Source organism: Xenorhabdus eapokensis (genome assembly GCF_001908105.1).
In genome coordinates this window covers 3,267-6,219 of sequence record NZ_MKGQ01000065.1, presented here as the reverse complement: position 1 = coordinate 6,219, position 2,953 = coordinate 3,267, and the positions used below count along the sequence as shown (strand labels likewise).

The 2,953-nt window shown below is 53.5% G+C and carries 3 protein-coding genes; all 3 read right to left on the bottom strand.

Annotated features, from left to right (window positions below):
- Positions 1 to 1,698, bottom strand: a 1,698-nt coding sequence (traD, locus tag Xedl_RS18820; protein ID WP_074025252.1) for a type IV conjugative transfer system coupling protein TraD, incomplete at its 3' end; no start/stop codon positions are given.
- Positions 1,699 to 1,706: 8 nt separating this feature from the next.
- Positions 1,707 to 2,234, bottom strand: coding sequence for an integrating conjugative element protein (locus tag Xedl_RS18815; RefSeq protein ID WP_074025251.1), 528 nt, complete (start codon positions 2,232 to 2,234; stop codon positions 1,707 to 1,709).
- Positions 2,213 to 2,908, bottom strand: a complete 696-nt coding sequence (locus tag Xedl_RS18810) for a TIGR03759 family integrating conjugative element protein (protein WP_074025250.1) — start codon at positions 2,906 to 2,908, stop codon at positions 2,213 to 2,215. Before Xedl_RS18810 ends, Xedl_RS18815 begins: the two co-directional genes overlap by 22 nt.
- Between the last annotated feature and the right edge of the window lie 45 nt (positions 2,909 to 2,953).

Sequence of the window (2,953 nt, the reverse complement as noted above, 5' to 3'; positions counted from 1 at the left end):
CCGCAGCATAATCAGGGTATTGAAGTTACCAATCACCTGTGCGGTTTTAGCCGGGCTGCCGATACGGGCTTCGATATCGGAGGAAGTCTGGGTATAGGCGGTGACCTGCATGCCCGCACCGCCGCCTTTATTGATAAGCGGAATAAATTCATCGCCCATCAGCTCATTAAATTCATCACAATGCAGGTTAATCGCCAGTTTGCCGTCATGGCGAACCGGCAATCCGGCATTCATACCATATTTGTAGATTTGCCCCGCGACACTGACCAAATCGGCAAACATACTGTTGCCCACCGCCGAAGCCACATCACTGTCAGACAGTGCATCCAACCCGATATAGACAATCCCGTTCTTACGGATCACCTGTTCCCAGTCGAAGATGGGGCGCAGATCCGTCATATTGAGATAATCCGGTGATAACAGTTCAGCGATTTTGCCCGTGGTCAGTTTTTCCAATAGCGGCAATAAAGAAGCGACAATTTTATCAAAATAGGTACGATCATAACGCACGGCAGAGCGTAACCCGTCCAGAATCGGATCGTAGAGCTGCTTACCCGCTTCTGAACTCAGCGTGACTTCCATCGCCCAAAGTCTGAGCGCATCCGGCTGCCCCTGCATATTGCGCGGGATATCTTTTTCTTTCAGCTTGCCGAAGGTTTGATTGATTTGTTCCAGCAGGGCGGATTGCCTGTCTGCCATCACTTTGGTCGCATAGAGTTGATACAGCTCACTGATATTATTGACGTAACGTGTGATCAAGGTGTAATCTGGCCGGTGTCCCAGCGCGACTAAAGCCCGGGCGACAATATTGACAAAGCGCCAGGCAAATTCACGGAAAGCGGCGCTGTTCCCTTCCCCACTGAGCTGCCCCGCCAGACGGGAGGCGACTTCCGATACCCGGCCAAACCGTCCGACCGCGTTATAACGCGCCGAAATTTCCGGCCAGCCCAGATGAAAGAGGGAAAGTGCATTGCCACGACCCGCCCGGTGCGCTTCTGCCCAAATCCGCCTTAACAGGTCAGCATCGCCTTTCGGATCAAAGACAATCACCACCTCGCCGCGCCGGATATCCTGGGTTATCAGCAATTCGGCCAGCCGGGTTTTTCCCACACGGGTGGTACCCATCACTAAGGTATGACCGACCCGCTCACGCAGATCCATAAACACGTCGGCTTCCTGTGGCTCAATACCGTGGATCATGGGATTACCGCCAACCGGTGGCAAAGGCCGCACCGGATTAAAAGGCGAATCGTTGCGTAACAGGGCTGACAATTTCGGCCAACGATATTCCGTTCGGTGCGCCAGCAAACGGGCAAGCTGATAAACCTGAGAGGGTTGCACAAAGCGTTCGACTTCCGGCCGCCGCGTATCCTGCAAACGCTGGGTATGCTTCTGCTGCCAGCGAAATCCCCTGCCCAGAAACAAGCGCTGATGGCTGACGGGGATCTGTTTTGTGCCCATCTGATAACGCGGCAAGCGACGCAGGTTTCGGCGATAGCGGAGTACCTGAATACCCTGCCATGTGCGTATCATCGCCAATACCGCAAAACCGCCGGCCATGACATAACTGACTGAGGGGGCCAGTGCAATTGCCCAGGGTGCCCGGATACAAACAAACGCGGCAACGGCGGAGACCACCGCGGTATTCAGCTCGACGGCAGGGCGTAACAGGGCTTCGACAACGTAACGGCGGCTCATGATGATAACTACTGAGAAAGTGCCGTTTCGGTGATTAACACCGGATAATGTCGCAGTTGCAAACGGTGAGCCAATTCCGAACCGGAAGCCGGCGATAACAAGACATCCGGTGCTAATGCCCGCAGTGACTGTAAACCGGCTATCTCACTGACATTGACGACCAGCCCCACGGCGTGTAATTGCTTGAATCGGGCGGCATTCTGGCTTAACCACTGACGTGAATTGGGATCATCACCAATCAGAAATAACGCCCCAATGCCCGGCAATTGCAGTGATCGGCTTATCACTTGCCCCGGTGTCAGTTCCGGTGTTTTAACGGGCAACATCGCGACTTCGCCAACCATTTCTGGTAAGGAATACGGGGGTCGTGCAGGAATATCCCCCGGTTGAGCATAAATACTTTCATAAAAAGGCGAGGCATCCTGGCCGCCTAAATCGGCAATGACATTCAGTTCAGTCTGGCAGGCAGTGATCCATAACAGGCTGATAATAGGTAACCCCCTCAGCCGTTTCATTATAATGATGTGATGTGCCATCCCTGCTCTCCTTGCCTCAATAGTACCGGCATCAGCCCCTTGCCAAACCGGAACCAGTACCCCGCATCATGATTCAGTGTGATTTGCCGGTTACGTACCCGTTCAACGGGGATATGATGGTTTTTGGCCCACAGCCGTAAGGTGTCATCATTACGTTGGCTGTCTACCAAATAAATATCGACGGGCTGGTTAGCCGCCAGGACTTCGCTCAAACGGGTTTCACATTGTGGGCAATCTTTGGCTCTGACAAACAGTGCCAGCCGGCCATTTACTTCATGCGATTTTTCCATATTGACCGGCAACACATCCGGAAACAGCCGCTGCCAGGCCGCATCCACTTCCCGCTGGAAGCGCAATTCTTTCTCGGTACGGGCAAATTCTGATTTAACCCACTGTTCAGCATAACGACGGCGTTCGGCATCACTGTCGGCTTCAATGCCTAATGTGGTCAGCGGATCAAGCCCCGGTGACTGGATACCCCGTGGCCCCTTCATCAGGTGCTGATAGCGCTGGTATTCATCGGCACTTAATTTCCATTGTTCAGCCTGGCTTTTCAGGGATTGCGGCTGGCTTTCTGTCGATTGTGTCTGCTGCGAAGCTAACGGTGCCGGTGTAGCTGCCCACACTGAACTGCTCAGCAACCAGACCAATAAACCGAAACGATGCAATTTCATCAATGCCCTCCCTGCTGCGTTTGTTTAACCGAAGCCGGTAGCCGA